This window comes from Variovorax sp. W2I14 (assembly GCF_050435205.1).
GTDB classification, from domain to species: domain Bacteria; phylum Pseudomonadota; class Gammaproteobacteria; order Burkholderiales; family Burkholderiaceae_C; genus Variovorax; species Variovorax paradoxus_C.
Genome location: NZ_JBNDJX010000001.1, coordinates 2255680 through 2278426, shown reverse-complemented (window position 1 = coordinate 2278426; position 22747 = coordinate 2255680). Strand labels below are relative to the sequence as shown.

At 65.1% G+C, this 22747-nt stretch carries 15 protein-coding genes; 10 read left to right on the top strand and 5 right to left on the bottom strand.

All coding sequences use genetic code 11. The features are described from left to right. Window positions 1-50 precede the first annotated feature (50 nt). Together QF040_RS10490 and QF040_RS10485 are read right to left on the bottom strand one after the other, a co-directional pair. Window positions 51-683: a response regulator transcription factor gene (locus QF040_RS10490; protein WP_012747279.1), complete on the bottom strand. Its 633-nt coding sequence runs from the start codon at window positions 681-683 to the stop codon at window positions 51-53. Then, window positions 680-3220, bottom strand: a complete 2541-nt coding sequence (locus tag QF040_RS10485; RefSeq protein ID WP_013542141.1) for a PAS domain-containing sensor histidine kinase — start codon at window positions 3218-3220, stop codon at window positions 680-682. Before QF040_RS10485 ends, QF040_RS10490 begins: the two co-directional genes overlap by 4 nt. Window positions 3221-3437: 217 nt before the next feature. Between QF040_RS10485 and aceE the strand changes: the two genes are divergently transcribed. From aceE to lpdA, 4 genes are all read left to right on the top strand, one after another. Next, complete coding sequence (gene aceE / locus QF040_RS10480; protein WP_429610967.1) at window positions 3438-6167, top strand: pyruvate dehydrogenase (acetyl-transferring), homodimeric type; 2730 nt, start codon at window positions 3438-3440, stop codon at window positions 6165-6167. A gap of 49 nt (window positions 6168-6216) precedes the next feature. After that, on the top strand, window positions 6217-7893 hold the full coding sequence (gene aceF, locus QF040_RS10475; protein ID WP_429610966.1) for a dihydrolipoyllysine-residue acetyltransferase: 1677 nt from the start codon (window positions 6217-6219) through the stop codon (window positions 7891-7893). A 70-nt stretch (window positions 7894-7963) separates the two neighbouring features. Continuing rightward, a complete protein-coding gene (locus tag QF040_RS10470; protein ID WP_013542138.1) occupies window positions 7964-8557 on the top strand; it encodes an MFS transporter in 594 nt (197 codons plus the stop codon). Then, on the top strand, window positions 8554-10377 hold the full coding sequence (gene lpdA / locus QF040_RS10465; protein ID WP_429610965.1) for a dihydrolipoyl dehydrogenase: 1824 nt from the start codon (window positions 8554-8556) through the stop codon (window positions 10375-10377). Before QF040_RS10470 ends, lpdA begins: the two co-directional genes overlap by 4 nt. A gap of 81 nt (window positions 10378-10458) precedes the next feature. On the opposite strand, the gene QF040_RS10460 is transcribed toward lpdA, so the two are convergent. Further along, window positions 10459-11046: a C40 family peptidase gene (locus QF040_RS10460; protein WP_013542136.1), complete on the bottom strand. Its 588-nt coding sequence runs from the start codon at window positions 11044-11046 to the stop codon at window positions 10459-10461. Window positions 11047-11287: 241 nt separating this feature from the next. Between QF040_RS10460 and QF040_RS10455 the strand changes: the two genes are divergently transcribed. After that, window positions 11288-12418 (top strand): PQQ-dependent sugar dehydrogenase, encoded by a 1131-nt coding sequence (locus QF040_RS10455; protein WP_429610964.1) that lies wholly within the window; start codon window positions 11288-11290, stop codon window positions 12416-12418. Between the two features lie 7 nt (window positions 12419-12425). Here the strand turns inward: QF040_RS10455 and QF040_RS10450 are convergent, their stop codons facing one another. Both QF040_RS10450 and QF040_RS10445 read right to left on the bottom strand, forming a co-directional pair. Continuing rightward, window positions 12426-13199, bottom strand: coding sequence for an alpha/beta hydrolase (locus tag QF040_RS10450; protein WP_429610963.1), 774 nt, complete (start codon window positions 13197-13199; stop codon window positions 12426-12428). Window positions 13200-13209: 10 nt separating this feature from the next. Beyond that, window positions 13210-14829 (bottom strand): 4-hydroxyphenylacetate 3-hydroxylase family protein, encoded by a 1620-nt coding sequence (locus tag QF040_RS10445; protein WP_429610962.1) that lies wholly within the window; start codon window positions 14827-14829, stop codon window positions 13210-13212. 113 nt (window positions 14830-14942) lie between these two features. On the opposite strand from QF040_RS10445, the gene QF040_RS10440 reads away from it, so the two are divergent. From QF040_RS10440 to odhB, 5 genes are all read left to right on the top strand, one after another. After that, window positions 14943-15647 (top strand): TetR/AcrR family transcriptional regulator, encoded by a 705-nt coding sequence (locus QF040_RS10440; RefSeq protein WP_429610961.1) that lies wholly within the window; start codon window positions 14943-14945, stop codon window positions 15645-15647. 12 nt (window positions 15648-15659) lie between these two features. Next, the gene (locus QF040_RS10435; protein WP_429610960.1) at window positions 15660-16262 is read left to right on the top strand and encodes an isochorismatase family protein; all 603 of its coding nucleotides are present in this window, start codon (window positions 15660-15662) and stop codon (window positions 16260-16262) included. Window positions 16263-16374: 112 nt separating this feature from the next. Next, entirely contained in the window at window positions 16375-18312 is a 1938-nt protein-coding gene (locus tag QF040_RS10430; protein ID WP_429610959.1) for a propionate--CoA ligase, read from the top strand. A gap of 180 nt (window positions 18313-18492) precedes the next feature. Then, complete coding sequence (locus QF040_RS10425; protein ID WP_013542129.1) at window positions 18493-21369, top strand: 2-oxoglutarate dehydrogenase E1 component; 2877 nt, start codon at window positions 18493-18495, stop codon at window positions 21367-21369. A 55-nt stretch (window positions 21370-21424) separates the two neighbouring features. Further along, on the top strand, window positions 21425-22690 hold the full coding sequence (gene odhB, locus QF040_RS10420; protein WP_429610958.1) for a 2-oxoglutarate dehydrogenase complex dihydrolipoyllysine-residue succinyltransferase: 1266 nt from the start codon (window positions 21425-21427) through the stop codon (window positions 22688-22690). Window positions 22691-22747 lie beyond the last annotated feature (57 nt).

The following is a 22747-nucleotide window of genomic DNA, read 5'->3' as shown; positions in this document are numbered from 1 at the left end:
CCCGCTTGCGCAGGCGTGAGGGATATGCATTCCTATCGGGGAAATAGCGTCTAGGCCTTGGCCGCGGGGGCTGCCTGTCCGAGCGCGATCTTCAGCAGGTCGGCCACCGTGTTGGCGTTGAGCTTTTCCATGATGTTGGCGCGGTGCGCCTCCACCGTCTTGATGCTGATGCCAAGGTCGTCGGCGATCTGCTTGTTCAGGCGGCCGGCGACGATGCGCTCGAGCACCTGCGCCTCACGGCCGGTGAGCTTGGACAGCAACGCATCGCGGCTGGCCGACTGCTGGTGCTGCGTGAAGGCGCCGCGCGCATGTTCGAGCATGCGCTCGACCAGCGTGACGAGCTCTTCGTCGTTGAAGGGCTTCTGGATGAAATCCATCGCGCCCTTCTTCATGCTGTCCACCGCCATCGGCACGTCGCCGTGGCCGGTGATGACCACGATCGGCAACGGGGAGCGCCGCTCGATCAGCCGATCCTGCAATTCGAGGCCGGTCATGCCGGCCATGCGGATGTCGACGATCAAACAGGCGACTTCGCGCGGGTCGTATCGGGAGAGAAAGGATTCGGCGGAATCGAAACAGCGGACTCTGTAGTCCTTGCCTTCGAGCAGCCATTGCAGCGAATCGCGTACGGCTTCGTCGTCGTCGACGACATAGACCGTGCCCTTCTTCGGAATCAAACTCATGCAGGTACCTTTGCCTCGTCGCTAGCTACGGAACTGATAGCGTCCAACACCGGAATCCAGAAGGAAAAACGGCATCCGATCACATCCGGGCCATTGTAGATGTTCTCCGCCTGCATCCGGCCGCGGTGCGACTCGACGATGGTGCGGCACAGATTCAGCCCGATGCCCATGCCTTCGGGCTTGGTGGAGAAGAAGGCTTCGTAGAGCCGGTCCATGACCTCGGGCGAGAGGCCCTTGCCCGTGTCCTGCACCGAGAACTCGATGGCGTTCTGCCCCTCGATGGTCTTGGGCAGCACGCGCAGCTCGACGCTGCGGCGCGCGAGCGGGCGGTCGGCGAGGTCGATGGATTCGGCCGCGTTCTTCAAGAGGTTGACCATCACCTGCTCGATCAGGATCGGGTCTACCCGTACCACCGGCAGCCGCGCAGCCACGTAGTGGTTCAGGCGCACGTTGCGTCGGCGCAGTTCGATGCCCGCGAGTTCGACCGCTTCGCTCACCATGGTGGCGACGTCGGCGGGCGTGCGGTTCGGTTCGCTGCGTTTCACGAAGGAGCGGATGCGCTGGATGATCTGGCCGGCGCGCTGGGCCTGCTTCGATGTCTTCTCCAGCGCCGCGAGCAGCGCCTCGGTGTCGATCGTCTGCCCCTTGATGCGCGACATCATCCCGTTGCAGTAGTTGGTAATGGCGGTGAGCGGTTGGTTGAGCTCGTGCGCGACGCTCGACGCCATCTCGCCCATCGTGATGAGGCGGCTCGCGGCCTGCGCCTTGTCGGCCTGCGCGGCAGCCTGTTCCTCGGCGTCGCGGCGCGGTGTGATGTCGGTGGCGATCACGAGTTGCGCAAGGCGGCCGTCCACCCACGTCAGGTAGCGCGAGCGCACTTCGAGCCATTTGCCGAGGTGGGGCACGAAGATTTCGTTGTTGGCGGCTTGCGCGGCGGTGAGCGTGTCGATGGGAAGACCGGCGTACGGGTCCACGTCGTCCAAGCCTTCGTCGTGCGCGTTCGATGCCGGCACGCCGGCCTGCGCCACCATGCCGAGATGGCCCACAGTGTCGGAGCCGAACCAGAGGCGATACAGCTTGTTGGCGAACAGCAGTTCCTCGCTGCCGATGGGTGCGACCGACACGGCCGCATCGAGCGCTTCGAGCACCGTGGTGAAGCGCTCGTACGACGCCGACAGCTGCTCTCGGATACGCGTGGGCTCGGTGATGTCGGTCATCGACGTCATCCACCCAGTCTGATGGCCGCGCGCGTCGATCAGCGGAGAGACATAGAGCCGCGCGTTGAACACACTGCCGTTCTTGCGTTTAACCCGCACCTGGAAGCCGCCGGGCAGGGCGCGGCCGTGCAGCTCTTCTTCGAGCCGTTCGTTCATCACTTCGCGGTCGGATTCCAGCCAGTAGGGGAAGGGCGGCGATTGACCGACCAATTCGGCTTCGCTCCAGCCGGTCATCGCGCAGAACGCGGCGTTCACATAGGTGATGCGGCCTTGCAGATCGAGCACGCGCATGCCGGTCAGCATGGAGTTTTCCATCGCACGCCGGAAGTTGGTCTCGGCGACCAGTCGTTGCTGGGCCTGCAGGCGCCGGCGCGTGTGGCGCCAGGTGCCGATCAGCATCCAACTCGTCAGCACGCTGAGCGCACAGACCAGCCAGAAGAGGCCGTTGCCCACCACGCCTTGCGAGGTGCGATAGGCCTGCGCTCGAAGGATCAGCGCATTGCCGACGGGCGATACGGGCACCTCGTATTCGTTGGTGCGCTCCGACCAAGGCAGCAGTCGCGTGCCGCTGTCCTTCAGGTTGGTCGTGTTGCCTGCGATGACGTTGCCCTTGGCGTCGAGCAGCGAGACCGCGTAGCGCGCCTGCACTTCAGAAGGCATGCCGTAGCGCAGCAATCCGTCGACCGAGAACTCGCCGAGCACGACGCCCGCGAACAGGCCCTGGTCGAAAAGAGGAATGTGCAACTGCAGCATCGCGGCCGGGTCGCCGCCGGCCACGGGTTGCGAATACACCGGCTGGCGCAGTTCGCGCGCCAGGGCGTAGTTGCTTTCTATGTCGCCGGGCCGCAGCACATCGCCGATCAGGTGCTGCTGCGCGGGATGCACGCTGGGCGCCGCATAGCCGGCCTTGAAGCGGCGGCGGTCGTCGATCCAGGTGATGGTCTGCAGCTCGGGGAACTGACTCACGAGCGATTCGGCGCGGCTCGTGAACTCGGTGGGATCGATCTCGCGGTTGGACGCATCGCGCGCAATGCGCATCAGCTGTTCCTGGCGCTCCAGCAGCCGCAGGCGCATGCGCTGCTGGGCGTATTCGACGTCGCGGCGCACCGACTCCTGTTCGCGCTCGACCTCCTCGGTGCGCAGGTACCAGAAGGCGGACACGATGGCGGCAAGGAACAGCAGCACCGCCGCCATCGGCGCCAGCATGGCGACCGCGTCCTGCAGCACTGGCGTTTGTCGACGCCACCAGCGGCGCCACCAGGAGAGCGGCGAGGCATTCACGGCACTGCGGGCGACCGCCAGCGGGGAGGAGAGGGGCATCCGGCGAGTTTAGGGGATGCCCTTTGGGAAACGACGGAAAAGCGCCAGTGCCATTGATCCCGTCGCGGTCGCGCTTTGATTGGTAAAAGTCACCGAAATATCACAATAAGAAATCACCATGCGCCATTTGAAATAACGGGATTTCTATGCGAAACTCGCCCGCGTTTATTGCAGAGCGCACTAAATTACAGCCACAGCCCTAAAAGGAGAGACAAGCATGTCGGCAAATCCCGAGAACCTGTTCGGCTCGGCCGCAAACGATGCGGACGCCCAGGAGACCCGTGAATGGATGGATGCACTGTCTTCCGTCATCCAGAGCGAGGGTCCGGAGCGGGCCCACTTCCTTCTCGAGCAGCTGCTCGAACATGCCCGGCAGCACAGCATCGACAAGCCGTTCTCTGCCAACACCGCCTACGTCAACACCATCGAGCCCGATCAGGAAGAGCGCTGCCCCGGCAACCTCGAGATCGAGGAGCGCCTGCGCGCCTACATGCGCTGGAACGCGATGGCGATGGTGGTCAAGGCCAACCGCCACCACCCTCCTGAAGGCGGCGACCTCGGCGGCCACATCGGCTCCTTCGCCTCGCTGGCGAACATGTTCGGCGCCGGCTTCAACCACTTCTGGCATGCCGAGAGCGAGAACCACGGCGGCGACTGCCTCTACATCCAGGGCCACGTCTCTCCCGGCATTTACGCCCGCGCCTACCTCGAAGGCCGCCTGACCGAAGAGCAACTGCTCAACTTCCGCCAGGAAGTGGACGGCAAGGGCCTCTCCAGCTACCCGCATCCGAAGCTGATGCCCGAGTTCTGGCAGTTCCCCACGGTGTCGATGGGCCTCGGCCCGCTGATGGCGATCTACCAGGCCCGCTTTCTCAAGTACCTGCATGCCCGCGGCATTGCCAACACCGAGAACCGCAAGGTCTGGGTGTTCTGCGGCGACGGTGAAATGGACGAAGTCGAATCGATGGGCGCCATCGGCCTCGCAGCGCGCGAAGGTCTCGACAACCTCGTTTTCGTCATCAACTGCAACCTGCAGCGCCTCGACGGCCCGGTGCGCGGCAACGGCAAGATCATCCAGGAGCTCGAAGGCGAATTCCGCGGCTCGGGCTGGAATGTCATCAAGCTGATCTGGGGCAGCGGCTGGGACCAGCTGATCGCACGCGACAAGGAAGGGGCCCTCCGCAAGATCATGATGGAAACGAACGACGGCGATTACCAGTCGTTCAAGGCCAACGACGGCGCCTACGTTCGCAAGCACTTCTTCGGCCGCGATCCGCGCACGCTGGAGATGGTCGCCAAGATGAGCGACGACGACATCTGGCAACTGCGCCGCGGCGGCCACGACTCGCAGAAGGTCTACGCGGCCTTCGACGCGGCCGTCAAGCACAAGGGCCAGCCCACGGTGCTCCTGATCAAGACGGTCAAGGGCTTCGGCATGGGCAAGATCGGCGAGGGCAAGAACAACGTCCACCAGACCAAGAAGCTGAGCGACGAGGACATCATGGCCTTCCGCGACCGCTTCAACATCCCGATCCCGGACAGCCAGATCGCCGACCTGCCGTTCTACAAGCCGGCCGACGACACCCCGGAAATGAAGTACCTGCACGAGCGCCGCAAGGCCCTGGGCGGTTACCTGCCGCACCGCCGCACCAAGGCCGACGAGAGCTTCACGGTGCCTTCGCTCGAGACTTTCAAGTCGGTGATGGAGCCCACGGCCGAAGGCCGCGAGATTTCGACGACGCAGGCCTACGTTCGCTTCCTCACGCAGCTCCTGCGCGACAAGGCGCTCGGCCCGCGCGTGGTGCCCATCCTGGTGGACGAGGCCCGCACCTTCGGCATGGAGGGGCTGTTCCGCCAGATCGGCATCTACAACCCCGCAGGCCAGCAGTACACCCCGGTCGATAAAGACCAGGTCATGTACTACAAGGAAGACAAGGCCGGCCAGATCCTGCAGGAAGGCATCAACGAAGCCGGCGGCATGTCCAGCTGGATCGCGGCGGCCACCTCGTACAGCACGAACAACCGCATCATGGTGCCGTTCTACGTGTACTACTCGATGTTCGGCTTCCAGCGTATCGGCGACCTGGCCTGGGCTGCCGGCGACATGCAGGCGCGCGGCTTCCTGCTGGGTGGCACCTCGGGGCGCACCACGCTCAACGGCGAAGGCCTGCAGCACGAAGACGGCCACAGCCACATCCTGGCCAACACCATCCCGAACTGCGTGAGCTACGACCCGACCTTCGCGCACGAAGTCGGCGTGATCCTGCACCACGGCTTGAAGCGCATGGTCGAGAAGCAGGACAACGTCTATTACTACCTGACGCTGCTCAACGAAAACTACGCGATGCCCGGCCTCCAGCCTGGCACCGAAGAGCAGATCATCAAGGGCATGTACCTGTCCAAGCAGGGGCCGGTGGTCAAGGCGGCCAGGGGCAGCAAGGAAGCGCCGACCGTGCAACTGCTCGGCAGCGGCACCATCCTGCGCGAGAGCTTCGCGGCGCAAGAGCTGCTCGAGAAGGACTGGGGCGTATCGGCTTCCGTGTGGAGCTGCCCGAGCTTCAACGAGCTGACCCGCGACGGCCAGGACGCCGACCGCTGGAACCTGCTGCACCCCGACCAGACCCCGCGCGTGCCCTTCGTGGCCGAGCAACTCGCGCCCACGACCGGCCCGGTGGTCGCATCGACCGACTACATGAAGGCCTACGCGGAACAGATCCGCCCCTTCATTCCGAAGGGCCGCACCTACAAGGTGCTGGGCACCGACGGTTTCGGCCGCAGCGACTTCCGCAACAAGCTTCGCGAACACTTCGAGATCAATCGTCACTACATCGTGGTGGCCGCGCTCAAGGCGCTGAGCGAAGATGGCACCGTGCCGGTGGCCAAGGTGGTGGAAGCGATCAAGAAGTACGGCATCAATGTCGACAAGGTCAACCCGCTCTACGCTTGAACATCAACAACCAACGAACGAACGGCGCCTCGCGGCGGGAGACAACGATATGGCAGCAGTGGAAGTGAAGGTGCCGGACATCGGCGATTTCGATGAAGTCGCGGTGATCGAGGTGCTGGTGAAGGTGGGCGACACGGTCAAGGCCGAGCAGTCGCTCATCACGGTGGAATCGGACAAGGCCTCGATGGAGATTCCTTCGTCGACGGCCGGTGTGGTGAAGGAAATCAAGGTTGAGGTCGGCGGCAAGGTGAAGGAGGGCTCGGTGGTGCTCGTGCTCGAGGCCGAAGGCGCAGCCGCTGCACCGGCCCCCGCGCCTGCAGCAGCCCCGGCTCCGGCGGCTGCCGCTCCGGCGCCCGCAGCCGCAGCGCCCGCACCGGTTGCCGCACCTGCGGCAGCCTCCGGTCCGGTCGAGATCAAGGTGCCGGACATCGGCGATTTCAAGGATGTCGCGGTCATCGAACTGCTGGTGAAACCCGGCGACACGATCGCGTCCGACCAGTCGCTGATCACGGTGGAGTCGGACAAGGCCTCGATGGAGATTCCGTCGTCCGGTGCCGGCGTGCTGAAGGAACTCAAGGTCAAGGTCGGCGACACGGTCAACATCGGTGACCTGATCGCGATCCTGGAAGGTTCGGCCGGTGCGGCGCCCGCGCCAGCTCAAGCAGCCGCAGCAGCCCCGGCCGCGGCAACCGCCAGCGCCCCTGCGCCGGCCACTGCTTCGCCGGCTCCGGCCGCAAGCCCGGCAGCCGCCGCTGCACCGCACGATCCCACCACGGCGCCCAGCGCCAACCTGCCGCACGCTTCGCCGTCGGTGCGCAAGTTCGCCCGCGAACTCGGCGTGCCGCTCGAAGAGGTCAAGGGCTCCGGTCCCAAGGGCCGCATCACGCAGGAAGACGTCCAGGGCTTCACCAAGGCCGTGATGAGCGGCCAGGCCAGCACCAAGGCCTCTGCGGCCAAGGCGCCGGCCGGCGGCGGCAGCGCGGATGGCGCGGCGCTGGGCCTCATTCCGTGGCCGAAGGTCGACTTCGCCAAGTTCGGTGCGGTCGAGCGCAAGGATCTCTCGCGCATCAAGAAGCTCAGCGGCGCGAACCTGCACCGCAACTGGGTGATGATTCCGCACGTCACCAACAACGACGAAGCCGACATCACCGAGCTCGAGGCCTTCCGCGTCTCCACCAACAAGGAGAACGAGAAGTCGGGCGTGAAGGTCACGATGCTGGCCTTCGTGATCAAGGCGGTGGTCGCGGCGCTGAAGAAATTCCCCGACTTCAACGCCAGCCTGGACGGCGACCAGCTCGTCTACAAGCAGTACTTCAACATCGGCTTCGCCGCGGACACGCCCAACGGGCTCGTGGTGCCGGTGCTGAAAGATGCCGACAAGAAGGGCATCCTGCAGATCAGCGCCGAGATGGGCGAACTCGCCAAGAAGGCGCGCGACGGCAAGCTCGGCTCGGCCGACATGCAGGGCGGCTGCATGTCGATCAGCTCGCTCGGCGGCATCGGCGGCACGCATTTCACACCCATCATCAACGCCCCGGAAGTGGCCATCCTCGGCCTCTCCAAGGGCCAGATGAAACCGGTGTGGGACGGCAAGCAGTTCGTGCCGCGCCTGACGCTGCCGCTGTCGCTGTCTTACGACCACCGCGTGATCGACGGAGCCCTGGCTGCGCGCTTCAACGCCTACCTGGGCCAGGTGCTCGCGGACTACCGTCGCATTCTTCTATGACCCCCCGAGCACCTGCGGTGCTCCCCCCTGAGGGGGGCGCCTCCCTTGGGGCGGCCCGGCGGGAGGCGCTATGACCACCGTAGTGGCCGTCCGCAAAGGCGGCCAGGTCACGATGGCAGCCGATTCTCTGGTGACCTTCGGCGACACGCGGCTCTCGCACCGCGCCGAGAAGAACCAGAAGATCTTCACCGTCGAGGACGCGGCGGGCACCAGCCTGTTCGCCATGGCCGGCGCCGCGGCGCATTTTTTGGTGCTGCAGCATGCGCTGGCCGCGCAGGAGCGCGAGAAGCTCCTGTTCGGCAGCAAGCACGAGATCTTCCGCACCTTCACGATGCTGCATCCGGTGCTCAAGGACTCGTTCTTCATGCAGACCAAGGAAGACGACCACGAGCCCTACGAGTCGAGCCAGTTCACGATGCTGATGGCCAACCAGAGCGGCATCTACGGCATCTACAGCTACCGCGAGGTGTTCGAGTTCAAGGAGTTCTGGGCCATCGGCTCGGGACGCAGCTTTGCGCTCGGCGCCATGCACGCGGCCTATGACATCAAGTCGCGCAGCGCGCGCGACGTGGCGGAGGCGGGGATCGCCGCCGCCTGCGAATTCGATCGCAATTCGGCCCCACCGGTCGACGTTCTCACACTCAAACTGAAAGTGTCCAAATGAGCGAACAACAAATCAAGGTGCCCGACATCGGCGACTTCGACGAAGTCGCGGTGATCGAGGTGCTGGTCAATGTCGGAGACACGGTCAAGGCCGAGCAGTCGCTGATCACGGTCGAATCGGACAAGGCCTCGATGGAGATTCCGTCGTCTGCCGCCGGCGTGGTGAAAGCCATTGCCGTGAAGGTGGGCGACAAGGTCAAGGAAGGCTCGGTCGTGCTGACGCTGGAGGTGGAGGGTGCCGCAGCGGCTGCACCGGCTTCCGCCGCGCCAGCGCCTGCTGCTGCGGCTCCTGCGCCCAAGGCTGCGGCACCTGCTCCGGCTGCAGCGCCTGTCGCTTCCACCTACGGCGGCAAGGTCGATGTCGAATGCGACGTGATCGTGCTCGGTGCCGGTCCTGGCGGCTACTCGGCCGCCTTCCGCGCTGCTGACCTGGGTCTGAAGGTCGTGCTGATCGAGCGCTACGCCACCCTCGGCGGCGTGTGCCTGAACGTCGGCTGCATCCCCTCGAAGGCGCTGCTGCACGTGGCGTCCGTCATGGATGAAGTGAAGCACTTCGCCGACTTGGGCGTGAGCTTCGCCGCGCCCACGGTCGACCGCGCCAAGCTGCTCGGCCACAAGAACAAGGTGGTGGGCAAGCTCACCGGCGGCCTCACGGCCATGGCCAAGATGCGCAAGGTGACGGTGCTGCGCGGCGTCGGCAACTTCATCGATCCGTACCACCTGGAAGTCGAAGAGACCTCCGGCACGAGCTGGGACACCACCGGCAAGAAGCAGACGGTCAAGTTCCGCAACGCGATCATCGCGGCCGGCTCGCAGTCGGTCAGCCTGCCGTTCATGCCCAAGGGCGATCCGCGGATCGTGGATTCCACCGGTGCGCTCGAAATGGGCACCGATCCCAAGCGCATGCTCGTGCTGGGCGGCGGCATCATCGGCCTCGAAATGGGCACGGTGTATTCGACGCTGGGCGCGCGTCTCGATGTGGTCGAAATGCTCGACGGCCTCATGCAGGGCGCCGACCGCGACCTGGTGAAGGTCTGGCAGAAGATGAACGCCCCGCGCTTCGACAACATCATGTTGAAGACCAAGACGGTCGGCGCCGAAGCCACGAAGGAGGGCATCAGGGTCACCTTCGAGGGCGAGAACGCGCCCAAGGAGCCGCAGGTGTACGACCTCGTGCTGCAGGCCGTGGGCCGCAGCCCCAACGGCAAGAAGATCGGCGCCGAGAAGGCCGGCGTCACGGTGAGCGACCGCGGATTCATTCCGGTCGACATCCAGATGCGCACCAACGTGCCCCACATCTTCGCCATCGGCGACATCGTGGGCCAGCCCATGCTAGCGCACAAGGCGGTGCACGAGGCGCACGTGGCGGCCGAGGTGATCGCCGGCGAGCAGAAGGGCGACAAGGAGCTCTCCAGCGCCGCCTTCAACGCCCGCGTGATCCCCAGCGTGGCCTACACCGACCCCGAGGTGGCGTGGGTGGGCCTCACCGAAGACCAGGCCAAGACCGAAGGCATCAAGGTCAAGAAGGGCCACTTCCCGTGGACCGCTTCGGGCCGGGCCATCGCCAACGGCCGCGACGAGGGCTTCACCAAGCTGCTGTTCGATGCAGAGACGCATCGCATCCTGGGCGGCGGCATCGTCGGCACGCATGCGGGCGACATGATCGGCGAGATCGCGCTGGCCATCGAGATGGGCGCGGACGAGATCGACATCGGCAAGACCATCCACCCGCACCCGACGCTGGGCGAAAGCATCGGCATGGCGGCCGAAGTGGCGCACGGCACCTGCACCGACCTGCCGCCGGCGAAGAAGGCGGCCTGATCAGCCAGAGGCGCCATCGAGCGCCCACAAAAAATCCCGCCGCGGCGGGATTTTTTTCGTCTTGGATTCGGAGGCGGGCGATCAGTCGTCGCCGGTGCGGGCGTTGGCCGCTGCGGCCTTGATCTCTTCGGTCGGTACTGCGCCGCCGAGCACGCGGCGGGCGCCGTCGAAGCGGCGCTGCCAGTAGCTGCCGTTCATGTCTTCGACACGAACCTGCGCGCCGGAGCGGGGGGAATGGATGAACTTGCCTTCGCCAACGTAGATGCCGACATGGCTGAAGGCGCGGCGCATGGTGTTGAAGAACACGAGGTCGCCGGGCTTGAGCTGGCTGCGGTCGATTTTCTCGGTGGCGGCGGCTTGCTCTTCGGCGCGGCGGGGGAGCATGTGGCCGACGGTCTGGTTGTACATCGCGCGGACGAAGCCGCTGCAATCGAAACCGGATTCCGCCGTGTTGCCGCCGCGGCGGTAAGGAACTCCGAGGAAACCGATGGCAGTCACCACCAGGTCTGAAGTTCGTTCGGTGACGGTTTGACGGACCTGCTTGAGCTGGCTGATCAGACCTTTGTCTGCGAGCAAGCCGGCCAATTCGTCATCGGGTCGGTCCTGTTGAGGGGCTGCATGAACAGCGACGGCAAAGAGGAGGGACGCGGGTAGGACGAAAAAACGCATGGCGCGTAGGATATTGATGACGCGCGGTTATGTCAATTTAATCTGGATTAGCGAATGTGGCTGCAAATCGTTGATTCGCCTGAAGTTTTTCGATCTGGCCGAAGAAAAAATGTAACGGTCGATCTTTATGGGCCATAAGTGGTTCGTTTCGAATGGGCCCTCGTGACTGGGGTGAAATGGCCAACGGTCTGGATTCGGGCGCTATTTATCTTCAAGATCGTGCCAACTCTTCGGAAAAGACATGAACTTGCAAATTCAGACGGCCTTTCGCCTTGCGCGCCGTGCCACGGTCATTGCCGGATTCGGATTTTGCGGTCTCGCTCTGGCGCAAGCACGGTCCGAAATCCTGGCGTCAGGCCTGGAGAACCCATGGAGCGTCGCCTTCCTGCCGGGCGGCCGCTATGTGGTCACGGAACGCCCGGGGCGGCTGCGGTTGATCGGTGCGGACGGCAAAGTGAATGCGCCCATTGCTGGTTTGCCCGCCATCGCCGCCGGCGGCCAAGGCGGTTTGCTCGATGTGCTGGCCGACTCGGGCTTCGAGAAGAATCGCACGCTGTACTTCTGCTTCTCCGAACCCGAGGCCGGCGGGTCGGGCAACAGCACGGCGCTGGCGAGCACGCAACTCTCGGCCGACGGTGCCCGGCTCGAGAACCTGAAGATCATCTTCAGCCAGAAGCCCAAGGTGGCGAGCCGCGCGCATTTCGGCTGCCGCATCGTCGAAGCGCGCGACGGCACGCTGTTCCTCACGCTGGGCGACCGCTTCAGCCGCAAGGAAGATGCGCAGAAGCTCGACAACCATCTGGGCAAGGTGGTGCGCGTCAACAAGGATGGCTCGGTGCCGAAGGACAACCCCTTCGTTGGCAAGGCAGGCGCGCTGCCCGAGATCTGGAGCTACGGCCACCGCAACGGTCAGGGCGCCACGCTCGCGCCCGATGGCCGCTTCTGGATGACCGAGCACGGCCCGCAGGGCGGCGACGAAATCAACATCCCGCAGGCCGGCCGCAACTATGGTTGGCCGGTGATCACCTATGGCGAGAACTACGGCGGCGGGAAGATCGGCGACGGCATCACGGCCAAGGACGGCATGGAGCAGCCGCTGCATTACTGGGTGCCGTCGATCGCGGCATCGGGCATGGCGTTCCTGACGAGCGACCGCTATGGCGCCGGCTGGAAGGGCAACCTCTTCGTGGGATCTCTGAAGTTCGGCTACCTCGACCGCATCGAGTTGAAGGACGGCAAGGTGGTCGCCGAGCACAAGTTGCTGGCCGACGGGAAAGCCCGCATCCGCGACGTGAAGCAGGGGCCCGATGGCCTGCTCTACGTGTTGACGGACGAATCCGACGGCAAGCTGCTGCGCCTGCGTCCGAACTGAGCGCGCTTCAGCCGGGGCAGCCCGGCAGCGGCAGGGTCGGCAGCATGCGGCGCCAGAGCCGCGTCCACTCGGGCCAGTCGTGGCCGCCTTCCGTCGTGAAGACGCGATCCGCAGGCAGCGCGGCTCCCAGCAGCCGGTGGCTGAAGGCGAAGCGGTCCTCGAGCGCGTACCCAAGATAGAGCGGCGGCCGCGCGCCGAAGGTGGCGGTGGTGCCGACGTAGCCGCGCAGCCATTGCCTGAGCTGTGTTTCGTTCGGGGTGCGTGGGTCGCTGCCGGGTGGGGCGCCCAGCGGTCCGGTCCAGTGGGCGATGCCGCCGGCATTGGCGATGTCGGTGCTGAGGCTGCGTTCTCCGAGGTAGGGCGCAAGGGTGACGAGGCCCGCGAGTTCGCCGGGGTGGGTTTGCGCATAGAGCAACCCGCCGAAGCCGCCGACCGAGATGCCGACGATCCAGATCGACCTGTAGCCCTGGCTGCGCGCCGGTGCCATCACGTCCTGGCTCAGGCGCTCGAGGATGGTCTTGCTGTTGTAGTAGCCGAGATGGGCGTCGACCCGCATCACGTCCACCGCGAGCCGGTTGTCGTTCAGTGCGCTGACGAAGCCTTCGCGCACGAACTCGTCGGGGTGCGAGTACGCGCCAGGCAGCATCACGAGGAGCGTGTCGGCGTTCGGCGTGCAGGTGCTTTTTTCGAGCGTGGTGTCCAGCGGAACCTTGGTCGTGCGCAGGCCGCCGCAGCCGGTGGTCAGAACAGTCGCGCAAAGAGCAGCAAGAAGAAGCCGCATTCGCCGGAGTCTAGGTGCGCAGCGAGGTTGGCAGGTCGACCATCACCGGCTGACCGGGCGCGGTGCAGCCGGTGTCGCAGCATTTGCCAGGCTGGCGGTTCTTGGTGATGGCGCGTGCCGGGTCGTGCGGCGCCGCCGCGGGCGAGCCGTTCGCCGCGATGCCGCGTTCCAGGATGCGTTCGACCAGCTCGACCTTCGAACCGACCGGGTAGTTGCGCCAGATCTCCTGCTTCATCGCCGCTGGAGAGCCGCCGCCATGCAGGCTGATCACGCTGTACCAGCCGCCCTGGTAGCCGGCCGTGAGGTCTTCGATGAAGCGGGCTGTCTCGATGCGCTGTTCGTACGGAATCGCCGGATTGGCGCGCAGCACGTCCGACAGGCGCGCGGCGGTTTCGGGGTTGTGGTCTTCGTCGGGGCCGGGCAGGGTGACGATCAGGCCGCCGCTCACGGAGTGCGCGATGCGGTGCATGTCGTAGATCTTCGTGGCCAGCAGCAGCTTGCCGATGTTGCTGAACACAGGGTCGGGCATGAAGACTTCGCAGTGTTCGTCGGCCTTGCTGTAGACGCTGGCCGCCACGCCGCAGGCGAAGAAGCTCTCGGTGATGGTGATGAGTTCGACCATCTGCTCGCGCAGGTGGCTTTCCTTGCCGGGGTCGAAGCCGTTGGCCTCGCACATCAGCGCGCCGGCGCCGATCAGCAGGTCGCCGAAACCGGCGCGGGCGCCAATGCAACTGTGGCGATGGTGCGTGGCGTAGCTGTAGGTGAGGTGGCCGGAGTGCTCCCATTCGCCGGCGTAGAACACGCGCTCCCACGGCACGAAGACGCGGTCGAACATGCACACGCCGGTGCTCTGGCCGTACTTGCGGCTGAAGAGGGCGTCGCCGTGCTCCAGTTTTTCGCCGGGCCGGCCGGCCGGTCGCGCGACGATGGTGAGGCCGGGCGCATCGAGCGGCACGGCGCAGCAGACGGCGAAGTCGGCGTCTTCACGGCCCATGTTGCGGCAAGGCATGACGAGCAGTTCGTGCACATAAGGCGCGCCGGTCACGATGGCCTTGGTGCCAGAGATGACGATGCCGCGCGCATTGCGCTCGACCATGTGCAGGTAGCTGTCGACATTCGCCTGCTCGTGCGGCCGGCGGCTGCGGTCGCCCTTGGCATCGGTCATGGCGACGCCCAGGGTCAGGTCCTGGTCCTGCACGCGGTGCAGGTACTCGTGGAAGCGCGCGGTGTGCTCGGTGCTGCCACGCGCGTCGTCGATGCGCGCCGACACTTGGGCGATGGCGTTGAGCGCGTCGTGGGTCAGGTAGCGCTGGGCGCAGCCGGTTTCCTGGCAGACCAGCCGCACGGCCTCCAGCTTGTTGAGCAGATCGCCCGAGCTGGTGTTGATGTGCGAGAGCCGGTTCACCCGCTTGCCGCTGGTGTGCTGCACGGCGGTCATCAGGGGCTCGTACTCGGCCTTCAACGCGTAGTCGTAAGTGAGAGCGATGGCATTGATGCCGGGTTGGAAGGCAGCTTCGTCGGCCACGCTGTCGACACGTCGGCCGTCGACAAACACATGGGGGCTGTAACGGCGCAGCGATTCGCGGTAGTCGGCGCCAGACATGAGGGTGGCGGGGAGCGGGGCGTTCATCGTTTGTCTCCGGTTTTTTGATCGTCGGCATAAATATTTGAACATTGTTCATTTTTTATATCAATGTTAAAAAATATGAACCAGAACGTAATCCGAGACTTATAGTGCCGCCCATGCACGCCAAGCTCCAACGTCGCCAGACCCTCACCGACGCCCGCCGCGCCCTGGTGCTCGACGCCGCCCGCACGGTGTTTTCGGAAGCGGGAATCGAGGGCGCGAGCATCCGGGAGATCGCGAAGAAGGCCGGCTACACGCCGGGCGCCATCTATTCGTACTTCGAGAGCAAGGAGGCGATCTACGCCGCGCTGCTCGACGAATCGCTGCTGCGTCTGCAGGCCGCGGTGGCCGAGGCGAAGGTGTCCAGGAGTCGACCGGACAAGACCCTGGCGGCCAAAGCCCACGCCTGGTTCGACTTCTACGCGGCGAACCCGCGCGACCTCGACCTCGGTTTCTATCTGGTGCACGGCATGCGCCCCCGCGGGCTGACCAGCGAGCTGGACCACGAACTGAACGATCGCCTCTACGACGCGCTGCGCCCCTGCGAAGACGCATTGCTCGCCATGGGCCTGGACGATGCCCTCGCGCTGCAGGAAAACACGGCCCTTTTCGCGCACGGCGTTGGCCTGCTGCTGATGCAGCACACCGGCCGCATCCGGATGTTCCGGCAGTCGGCCGATGCCTTGTTCAAGACCTATCTGGCGCAACTGACGCAGCGTTCCGCCGCCACGGCGATGAATGAAGATGCCGGCGAACCGGCCGAGGCGGGCCAACCCGATCTTTTCGGTGGTACGGTTCAGCCCAATTCAACCGATACCTGAAAGATCCCGTTCATGCTGCTCGACGTCTCGCTCTCCCAACTCGTTCTGGTCGACTACCAGGCGCGGCTGATGCCGGCGATCTTCGAGAGCGAATCGGTCGCGCAGAACGCGGTGCGGCTGGGCAAGCTGGCGCGGCTGTTCGAGGTGCCGGTGTTCGGCACCGAGCACAACCCTTCCAAGCTGGGCGAGAACGTGCCCGACATCCGCGCGCTGTGCCAACGCACCTTGCCGAAGATGCATTTCAGCGGCGTGGAAGAGGGCCTGGGCGAATGGCTGCGAGTGCCGGCCAAGGCGCCGCAGGGCAATGCCCGCAGCCTTCCAAAGCATCTGCAGAAGCCGGCGGCCGCCGCCGAAGAACGCAACACCATCGTGATCGCCGGCTGCGAAGCTCACGTCTGCCTGCTGCAGACCGCGCTCGACCTGCTGGAAGACGAGTTCGAGGTCTGGGTCGTCACCGACGCCTGCGGCTCGCGCACCGAGCGCAACCGCGACGCCGCCTTCGACCGGCTGGCCGGCGCCGGCGCCGAGCTCGTGACGACCGAGATGGTCGCCTTCGAGTGGCTGCGCACGGCGGAACATCCCGCATTTCCTGAAGTGCTCGCGCTGGTCCGATAGCCGGATCGCGGCTTGGGGGACAGGGCTCGGCCGGATTGTTCCGGCCGTCAGCTTGCTGCAAGATCGGTCTCCATAATTATGAATTCAGTTTTGGCGAGGCAGCCGGAACGGAATGAATAACAGGAGACAAGTCCAGATGAGCCGCTACGAAGATTTCTATCGCCAGTCCGTCGACGCGCCCGAGGCCTTCTGGGCCGAGCAGGCCAAGCTGATCGACTGGCAGACCCCCGCAGAGCAGATCCTCGACGCCAGCCAGCCGCCGTTCGCGCGCTGGTTCGTCGGCGGCACGACGAACCTCTGCCACAACGCGGTCGATCGGCACTTGGCCGCGCGGGGCGACCAGCCGGCGCTGATCTTCGTTTCCACCGAAACCGGTGTCGAGAAGAGCTACAGCTTCAAGGAGCTGCACGCCGAGGTGCAGCGCACCGCCGCCAGCCTGATCGAACTGGGCGTAGTGAAGGGCGATCGCGTGCTGATCTACATGCCGATGATTCCCGAGGCCGCCTTTGCGATGCTGGCCTGCGCGCGCATCGGCGCGATCCACTGCGTGGTGTTCGGCGGATTCGCGAGCGGCTCGCTTGCTACACGCATCGAAGATGCCGAGCCCAAGGTCGTCGTGAGCGCCGATGCCGGCTCGCGCGGCGGCAAGGTCATCGCATACAAGCCGCTGCTGGACGAGGCGATCCGGCTGTCGAAGTACAAGCCGGCCGCCGTTCTTCTTGCCGACCGCGGCCTCGCGCCGATGGAGCTGACCGCTGGCCGCGACCACCTGGCCAGCGAACTGCGCCAGAAGCACATCGATGCGCAAGTGCCTTGCACATGGCTGGCCTCGACCGACATCAGCTACACCATCTACACCAGCGGCACTACCGGCAGGCCCAAGGGCGTGCAGCGCGATGTGGGCGGCTATGCAGTGGCGCTGGCCGCGAGCATGAAGCACATCTTCGACGGCCGGCCCGGCGAAACGTACTTCTCCACCAGCGACATCGGTTGGGTCGTGGGCCACAGCTACATCGTCTACGGCCCGCTGATCGCCGGCATGGCGACGATCATGTACGAGGGCCTGCCGACCCAGGGCATCGACCAGCAGCCCGACGGCGGCATCTGGTGGCGTCTGGTCGAGAAGTACAAGGTGACGGTGATGTTCAGCGCGCCCACCGCGGTGCGTGTGCTCAAGAAACAAGACCCGGCGCTGCTGAAGAAATACGACCTCTCGACCCTGCGCGCGCTGTTCCTGGCGGGCGAACCGCTCGACGAGCCAACGGCGCGCTGGATCAGCGAGGGCCTGGGCGTGCCGATCATCGACAACTACTGGCAGACCGAATCGGGCTGGCCGATGATCACCATCGCCAATGGCGTGGAAGCCAAGCCGAGCAAGTTCGGCAGCCCGGGCGTTCCGATGTACGGCTACCGCATCAAGATCCTCCACGAATCGACCGGCGAGGAACTGACGGCGCCGAACGAGAAGGGCGTGGTGGTGGTCGAGGGCCCGACGCCGCCCGGCTTCATGCAGACCGTGTGGAAGGACGACAAGCGCTTCGTCGACACCTACTGGAAGAGCGTGCCGGGCAAGATGGTCTATTCGACTTTCGACTGGGGCATCCGAGACGCGGACGGCTACTTCTACATCCTCGGCCGCACCGACGACGTGATCAACGTCGCGGGCCACCGGCTCGGAACGCGCGAGATCGAGGAGAGCATTTCGGGCCACGCCAACGTGGCAGAGGTCGCGGTGGTCGGCGTGGCGGACGCGCTCAAGGGGCAGGTGGCGATGGCTTTCGTCGTGCCGAAGGACGGGCGCGCCGCGACCGATGCCGAGGCGGCGCTGAAGCTCGAAGGCGAGATCATGAAAGTGGTGGCCGATCAGCTCGGTGCCCTTGCAAGACCCGCCCGCGTGCGCTTCGTCTCGGGCTTGCCCAAGACCCGCAGCGGCAAATTGCTGCGCCGCGCCATCCAGGCCGTGTGCGAGCAGCGCGACCCGGGCGACCTGACCACCATCGACGATCCCGCGACGCTGCAGCAGATCAAACAGTTACTCGATAAGGGCTGAGATCTCTCTGATGGGGGTTGCAGACCCCCATCGAGCCGTCATATGGTTGACGTGGCACAATGCCAAGGTACTCAGGCCCTTCCCCAGCCACAGTCGCATCCGCCAACCGGTTCAGCCGTGTCGCGGAAGGTTTCTTAAACCAGCTAGTGCTTCCTTCAGGGAAGCGAAGGTCAGCGGATCATGAGCGATTCCTCTACGCCCACGGCGTACACCGCCTATCAAGGCAACACCTACCTCTTCGGCGGCAATGCGCCCTATGTCGAAGAGATGTACGAAAACTACCTCTCCAACCCCGGCAGCGTTCCCGACAATTGGCGTTCGTACTTCGACGCCCTGCAGAACGTTCCTGCGGCCGACGGCACCAACACCCGCGACGTCCCGCATCTGCCGGTCATCAACGCTTTCGCCGAACGCGCGAAGCAGGGCACGACCAAGGTCGTGCAGGCCAGCGGCGCCGACTCCGAACTCGGCCGCAAGCGCACCGCCGTCCAGCAGCTGATCGCCGCCTACCGCAACGTCGGCGCACGCTGGGCCGACCTCGATCCCCTGAAGCGCGCCGAGCGTCCGGCCATTCCGGAACTCGAGCCCTCGTTCTACGGCTTCGCCGATGCCGATCTCGAGACGGTGTTCAACACCAGCAACACCTTCTTCGGCAAGGAGACCATGTCGCTGCGCGACCTGCTCAATGCCTTGCGCGAAACGTACTGCGGCACGATGGGCGCCGAGTACATGTACACCACCGACCAGAACCACAAGCGCTGGTGGCAGCAGAAGCTCGAAAGCGCGCGCACCAACCCGAAGCTGAGCGCCGAGCAGAAGAAGCATGTGCTCAACCGCCTGACCGCGGCCGAAGGCCTGGAGCGCTTCCTGCACACCAAGTACGTCGGCCAGAAGCGTTTCTCGCTCGAAGGCGGCGAGAGCTTCATCGTCTCGATGGACGAGCTCATCACCCAGGCCGGCGTCAAGGGCGTGCAGGAAATCGTGATCGGCATGGCCCACCGCGGCCGCCTGAACGTGCTGGTCAATTCGCTCGGCAAGATGCCGGCCGACCTGTTCGCGGAGTTCGACCACACCGCGCCCGAAGAACTGCCCAGCGGCGACGTGAAGTACCACCAGGGCTTCAGCTCGGACGTGACCACCCCCGGCGGCCCGGTGCACCTGAGCCTCGCGTTCAACCCCTCGCACCTTGAAATCGTGAACCCCGTGGTCGAAGGCTCGGTGCGCGCCCGCATGGACCGCCGTGCCGACCCGCTGGGCAAGCAGGTGCTGCCCGTGATCGTGCACGGCGACGCCGCCTTCGCAGGCCAGGGCGTCGTGATGGAAACGCTGGCGCTGGCCGAAACCCGTGGCTACTCCACCGGCGGCACGGTGCACATCGTCATCAACAACCAGATCGGCTTCACCACCAGCGACCCGCGCGACAGCCGCTCGACGCTGTACTGCACCGACATCGTCAAGATGGTCGATGCGCCGGTGCTGCACGTGAACGGCGACGATCCCGAAGCCGTGGTGCTCGCCACCCAGCTCGCGCTGGAGTTCCGCATGGAATTCCAGAAGGACGTGGTCGTGGACATCATCTGCTTCCGCAAGCTGGGCCACAACGAGCAGGACACGCCCTCGCTCACCCAGCCGCTGATGTACAAGAAGATCGCCCAGCACCCCGGCACGCGCAAGCTGTACGCCGACAAGCTGGCCGCTCAGGGCCTGGGCGACACGCTCGGCGATGACATGGTCAAGGCGCAGCGCGCCGCGTTCGACGAAGGCAAGAACACCGTCGATCCGGTGCTCACCAACTTCAAGAGCAAGTACGCCGTCGACTGGAGCCCGTACCTCAACAAGAAGTGGACCGACGCCGGCGACACCGCCATTCCCTCGTCCGAGTGGAAGCGCCTGGCCGAGAAGATCACCACCGTGCCGCAAGGCTTCACGGTGCATCCGCTGGTGAAGAAGGTGCTGGACGACCGTGCAGCCATGGGCCGCGGCGACGTCAACGTCGACTGGGGCATGGGCGAGCACATGGCCTTCGCCTCGCTGGTGGCCAGCGGCTACCCGGTGCGCCTGTCGGGCGAAGACTCGGGCCGCGGCACGTTCACGCACCGCCACGCCGTGCTGCACGACCAGAACCGCGAGAAGTTCGACGAAGGCACCTACACGCCGCTGCAGAACGTCGCTGAAAACCAGGCACCGTTCGTCGTGATCGACTCGATCCTGTCGGAAGAAGCCGTGCTCGCGTTCGAATACGGCTACGCCTCGAACGACCCGAACACGCTCGTCATCTGGGAAGCCCAGTTCGGCGACTTCGTGAACGGCGCGCAAGTGGTGATCGACCAGTTCATCGCTTCGGGCGAAGTGAAGTGGGGCCGCGTCAACGGCCTCACGATGATGCTGCCGCACGGCTATGAAGGCCAGGGCCCCGAGCACAGCTCGGCACGCCTGGAGCGCTTCATGCAACTGAGCGCCGACACCAATATGCAGGTGGTGCAGCCCACCACGGCCAGCCAGATCTTCCACGTGCTGCGCCGCCAGATGGTGCGCAACCTGCGGAAGCCTTTGATCATCATGACGCCGAAGTCGCTGCTGCGGAACAAGGACGCGACCTCGCCGCTGTCCGAGTTCACCAAGGGCAGCTTCCAGACCGTCATTCCCGACAGCAAGGGCCTGAAGGCAGAGAAGGTCAAGCGCCTGATCGCCTGCTCGGGCAAGGTCTACTACGACCTGGCCAAGAAGCGCGAAGAGCAGGGCAACGACGACGTGGCGATCATCCGCGTCGAGCAGCTCTATCCGTTCCCGCACAAGGCCTTTGCTGCGGAAATCAAGAAGTACCCGAACCTCACGGACGTGGTGTGGTGCCAGGACGAACCGCAGAACCAGGGCGCCTGGTTCTTCGTGCAGCACTACATCCACGAAAACATGCAGGAAGGCCAGAAGCTCGGCTACTCCGGCCGTGCCGCTTCGGCGTCGCCGGCCGTGGGGTACTCGCACCTGCACCAGGAACAGCAGAAGGCGCTCGTCGATGGCGCATTTGGCAAGCTCAAGGGCTTCGTGCTGACCAAGTAATCAAGAGCCTCTTTTCACACGAACACCCTCAAGAAAAACACGGAGCAATCTCCAAATGTCTATCGTAGAAGTCAAAGTCCCCCAGCTTTCCGAATCCGTGGCCGAAGCCACCATGCTCACCTGGAAGAAGAAGGCCGGCGAAGCCGTCGCCGTCGATGAAATCCTGATCGAGATCGAGACCGACAAGGTCGTGCTGGAAGTGCCCGCGCCCTTGGCTGGCGTGCTGGCCGAAATCGTGCAGCCCGATGGCGCCACCGTGGTGGCGGATCAGCTGATCGCCAAGATCGACACCGAAGGCAAGGCCAGCGCCGCTGCCCCGGCTGCCGCACCTGCTGCCGCTGCGCCGGCTGCTGCCGCGCCTGCTCCGGCAGCCGCTGCCGCCGCCACCGGCGGTTCGAAGTCGGACGTTGCCATGCCCGCCGCGGCCAAGCTGCTGGCCGACAACAACCTCAAGACCGGCGACGTAGCCGGCACCGGCAAGGACGGCCGGGTCACCAAGGGCGACGTGCTCGGCGCCGTGGCTTCGGGCGCCAAGCCTGCCGCTGCCGCCATCCCCGCACCGGCTGCCAAGCCCGCACTGCCGCAGGTCGCCTCGCCGGTCGGTTCGTCCGACCTCGGAGAGCGCCCCGAGCAGCGCGTGCCGATGAGCCGCCTGCGCGCCCGCATCGCCGAGCGCCTGATCCAGTCGCAGTCGACCAACGCGATCCTCACGACCTTCAACGAAGTGAACATGGCGCCCGTCATGGAGCTGCGCAAGCGCTTCCAGGACAGCTTCACCAAGGAACACGGCGTGAAGCTGGGCTTCATGTCCTTCTTCGTGAAGGCCGCGGTGCATGCGCTGAAGAAGTACCCGGTGATCAACGCCTCGGTCGACGGCAACGACATCCTGTACCACGGCTACTTCGACATCGGCATCGCCGTGGGTTCGCCGCGCGGCCTGGTGGTGCCGATCCTGCGCAACGCCGACCAGATGAGCTTTGCCGACATCGAGAAGAAGATCGCCGAGTACGGCAAGAAGGCGCAAGACGGCAAGCTGGGCATCGAAGAGATGACCGGCGGCACGTTCTCCATCTCGAACGGCGGCACCTTCGGCTCGATGCTCTCGACGCCGATCATCAACCCGCCGCAGTCGGCGATCCTCGGCGTGCACGCCACCAAGGACCGCGCTGTGGTCGAGAACGGCCAGATCGTCATCCGTCCGATGAACTACCTGGCCATGAGCTACGACCACCGCATCATCGACGGCCGCGAAGCCGTGCTGGGCCTGGTCGCCATGAAGGAAGCGTTGGAAGATCCGTCGCGCCTGCTGTTTGATATCTGACCCACCCCCAGTCTTCGCGCACTTCGTGTCGCTTTCGCCAACCCCCTCAAGGGGGCA